This is a genomic window from Streptomyces sp. NRRL B-24572, from assembly GCF_002156145.1.
GTDB classification, from domain to species: domain Bacteria; phylum Actinomycetota; class Actinomycetes; order Streptomycetales; family Streptomycetaceae; genus Streptomyces; species Streptomyces vietnamensis.
In genome coordinates, this window is record NZ_MWIG01000704.1 from 1 (window position 1) to 3,856 (window position 3,856).

The 3,856-nt window shown below is 70.9% G+C and carries 3 protein-coding genes; 2 read left to right on the top strand and 1 reads right to left on the bottom strand.

Features of this window, described 5'->3' with window-relative positions; translation table 11 throughout:
• Nucleotides 1-1,653, bottom strand: a 1,653-nt coding sequence (locus CCN56_RS34005; protein ID WP_179200077.1) for a right-handed parallel beta-helix repeat-containing protein, incomplete at its 3' end; no start/stop codon positions are given.
• 163 nt (nucleotides 1,654-1,816) lie between these two features.
• Between CCN56_RS34005 and hmgA the strand changes: the two genes are divergently transcribed.
• Together hmgA and CCN56_RS34015 are read left to right on the top strand one after the other, a co-directional pair.
• Entirely contained in the window at nucleotides 1,817-3,130 is a 1,314-nt protein-coding gene (gene hmgA, locus CCN56_RS34010; RefSeq protein ID WP_086831681.1) for a homogentisate 1,2-dioxygenase, read from the top strand.
• Between the two features lie 40 nt (nucleotides 3,131-3,170).
• Nucleotides 3,171-3,856, top strand: a 686-nt coding sequence (locus tag CCN56_RS34015; protein ID WP_086831682.1) for a GntR family transcriptional regulator, incomplete at its 3' end; no start/stop codon positions are given.

Here is a 3,856-nt window from a genome sequence, read left to right on the forward strand (position 1 = left end):
GAGGGCGAGGACGAGGGCGGTGCCGAGGGCGAGTTGGGTCTCGACGCGCTGGAGGCCCCGGGCGCCGTACCAGTCGCAGCCGGCCGGGAGGCGGCGCGCCTGGACGTTGTAGTCGGCGCAGACGAGGAGCTGGGCGAGTTTGACGGGTTCGCCGACGAGCCGGTCGGTGTTGCCGGAGACCTCGCCGCGGCGGGCTCCGCAGACGGGCGGGGCGCCGGGGGTGGCGGCGCCGGCGTCGGACTGCCAGCAGTTGCCGCCGCCCTGGCCGTCCCACCACACGTCGGTGCGGTTGGGGCGGGCGTTGCCGGCCTTGTCGACGCCGAGGTGGTTGTCGGCGTAGCGGTTGTGGTGGGAGGTGTCGGTCTGCTTGCCCCAGGCGGACTCACCGCGGATGAAGGCGGGGACGGCGCTGAGGAAGAAGGCGGCGCGCTGATGGCCGTAGACCCAGTTGTCCTCGTACAGGTTCCAGTTCCCGCCGGCGGTGATGATGCCGGTGCCGGGCGGCATGGAGATCTGGGGGCAGACGACGCCCCGCTCGTAGCCGCGGTCGACGGGGAGCTTGGCGCAGGTGCCGTCGGCGACGTACGGGTAGTAGTTCTCGTTGTTGTCGTGGATCAGGTTGCGTGCGAAGCGGGCGTGGTTCTGCGGGAGTCCGGGGTGGCCGGGGAAGGCGGAGTCCATGGAGGCGCCGCCCATGTTGTGGTCGAACTCGTTGTCGTGGACATAGACGGAGTCCCCGGCGGTGCCGGAGTAGCCGACCATGTTGTGGTGGCTGCGGCAGTCGGTGATCTCGATGGAGTAGCGGGGGACGTCGTAGCCGCGGCCGTTGTTGATGTTCGAGGCCGAGCCGGGGTAGATGCCGGAGTCGCCGTTCCCGTAGGACTCGCAGTTCTTGTAGAGGCCGTGGTCGGAGGCGAAGGTCAGGAAGCCGTACTCGTCGTTCCAGCGGGTGAGGACGTCGTCGATGACGAAGCCGTCGGCGGCGAGGACGTACAGCGAGTTGAAGGTGGTGCGCTGGGCGGTGAAGTTGCGGAAGTAGACGCCGTCGGAGCCGTCGGCGCGGATGGCGTTGAGCTTCTGGTACTTGGCGTCGATGACGACGTCGAGGCGGGAGGCTCCGGTGCCTTCGATCTGGAGGTTCTTCTTGCCGAGGATCGCGACCAGGTTCTGGTTGTGCGGGCACTGCTTCTGCTGCGCGTAGCTGAGGATCTGGTAGCCGAGCGCGGACTTGCGGGCCTTGAGCCCGGCGCAGGCGCCGGTGGGCGGCGGCAGGGAGGGCTCCTCCTCGTAGAGGCCGGGGAGGATCGCGATGGTCATGCCGGACCGGTCGACGGCGTCGACGGCCTGCTGGAGGTGGCGGTAGCCGCTGCGGGCGCAGCGCGCGAAGAGGGCGAGGTTGCGGGCCTTGAGGGCGGCCGGGAAGCCGGAGATCCGGCGCTCGAAGTCGGCTCGGTCGGTCTTGCAGACGAGGAGGTCGGGTTCGCCCGTGCGGAGTTCCGGCACGCTGCCGGAGCCGTCGGGGAGGGTGACGGGCCGTTCCTCGTGGGCCTGGGCGGGAGGAGCGGTGAACAGGGCCGCGGCGAGCGCCACGAGCACGACCGAGAGCACGGAGGCGGATCTTCGGATCCACGAGGTCCACGGGGTCCACGACATGCGCGTGAGAGTAGAGGATTGTTCATCTTTTTGGACCCCCCGTGCACGCACCAAAAGGCCGCCGGGGATCGACTCACCGTTGACGTGGGCCGCGCGGAATCCTACGGTCGTCCATAGGATTCCCTTGCGGGCTCGGAAAAGGGCCTCAGGACAGGAGCGGGCGATGACCACGGAGCAGGCCAGGAAGACGGCCGAGGCGCTCACCTACAGCACCGGTTTCGGCAACGAGCACAGCTCGGAGGCGGTCCCCGGCGCGCTGCCGGACGGCCGCAACTCGCCGCAGCGCGCTCCCCTCGGCCTCTACGCCGAGCAGCTCAGCGGCAGCGCCTTCACCGAGCCGCGGGCCCACAACCGCCGCTCCTGGCTCTACCGGATCCGCCCCTCGGCCGCGCACCCGCCGTTCACCCGGATCGACAACGGCGCCCTCGCCGGCGCCCCCTTCACCGAGACCGTGCCCGACCCCAACCGGCTGCGCTGGAACCCGCTGCCCGAGCCGGCGCCCGGCACCGACTGGCTGGCCGGCCTGTGGACCCTCGGCGGCAACGGCGACGCGACCCAGCGCACCGGCATGGCCGTGCACCTCTACCACGCCAACGCCTCCATGGAGCGGGTCTTCGGCGACGCCGACGGCGAGCTGCTGATCGTCCCGGAGCGCGGCGGCCTCCTCCTCCGCACCGAGCTGGGCCTGCTCGCCGCCCACCCGGGCGAGGTGGCGCTGATCCCGCGCGGCGTCCGCTTCCGCGTCGAGCTCCTCGACGAGACGGCCCGGGGATACGTCTGCGAGAACTACGGCGCCCCGTTCCAGCTCCCGGACCTCGGCCCGATCGGCGCCAACGGTCTCGCCAACGCCCGTGACTTCCGCGCCCCGGTCGCCGCCTACGAGGACGTCGAGGGCCCGGTCGAGGTGGTCAACAAGTACTGCGGCAAACTCTGGTCGGCGACGTACGGCCACTCGCCGCTCGACGTCGTCGCCTGGCACGGCAACCACACCCCGTACGTCTACGACCTGCGCCGCTTCAACGTCATCGGGACGATCTCCTACGACCACCCCGACCCGTCGATCTTCACCGTCCTCACCTCGCCCTCCGACACGCCGGGGCTCGCGGGCGTCGACTTCGTGGTCTTCGCCCCGCGCTGGCTGGTCGGCGAGGACACCTTCCGCCCGCCGTACTTCCACCGGAACGTGATGAGCGAGTACATGGGCCTCATCGAGGGCGCCTACGACGCGAAGGCGGAAGGCTTCGTGCCGGGCGGCGGCTCGCTGCACAACATGATGTCCGCGCACGGCCCCGACCGGGAGACCTTCGACAAGGCCAGCGCCGCCGAGCTGAAGCCGCAGAAGATCGACGACGGCCTTGCCTTCATGTTCGAGACCCGCTGGCCGGTGACGACGACCCCGCAGGCCGCGGGCGCCGATCACCTGCAGAAGGGATACGACGACGTATGGCAGGGTCTTGAGCGCCACTTCCGGCCGTAATGTCTCGGCCGTAAGCCCGTAGCCTTCGTACGGAGAACCCGTGACCGCCTTCGCTCCCGACTCGCTGGTCCTGAACCGCAAGCTGCCGCTCTGGTATCAGGTCTCGCAGTCGCTGCGCGCCTCGATACTGGGCCGCACGCCCGACGCCTCGCTGCGGCTGCCCACCGAGGAGCAGCTCGCCGCCCACTACGGCGTGAGCGTGCTGACCATGCGCCAGGCCCTCAAGGAACTGGAGGAGGAGGGCCTGATCAGCCGGCACCGGCGGCGCGGGACCTTCATCGAGCCGGGCGCACGGCGGTCCACCCCGCGGCGGCTGCTCGGCTCGATCGACGCGATCGTGGCCCAGCAGTCCGGCGAGCGGACGACGGTCCTCGGGCACGGCGCCGAGCCGGTGCCCGGGGAGCTCGCGGAGTACTTCCCCGACGTGCCGGAGGTCGTGGCGTACCGGCGGCTGCGCAGCGACGGGGAGAGCGGCGAGCCGACGAACTGGGCGGAGAACGCGGTGCGCCCCGAGCTCGCCGCCGCGATCGACCCGGCCGACCTGGAGCGCTGGCCGATGACGAAGGTGCTGCGGGACGTGGTCGGGGTGCGGATCAGCCGCATCACGGACACGGTCGAGGCCCGCCTCGCGGACCCGGAGACGGCGGGACTGCTCCAGGTCCCGCTGCTCTCCCCGATCCTCCACTACACGGGGGTGACCTACGACGAGGACGGCCGGGTCGTCGA

Coding starts and splice junctions, on each gene's coding strand:
- hmgA (WP_086831681.1), top strand. CDS start 1,817: ATGACCACGGAGCAGGCCAGGAAGACGGCCGAGGCGCTCACCTACAGC.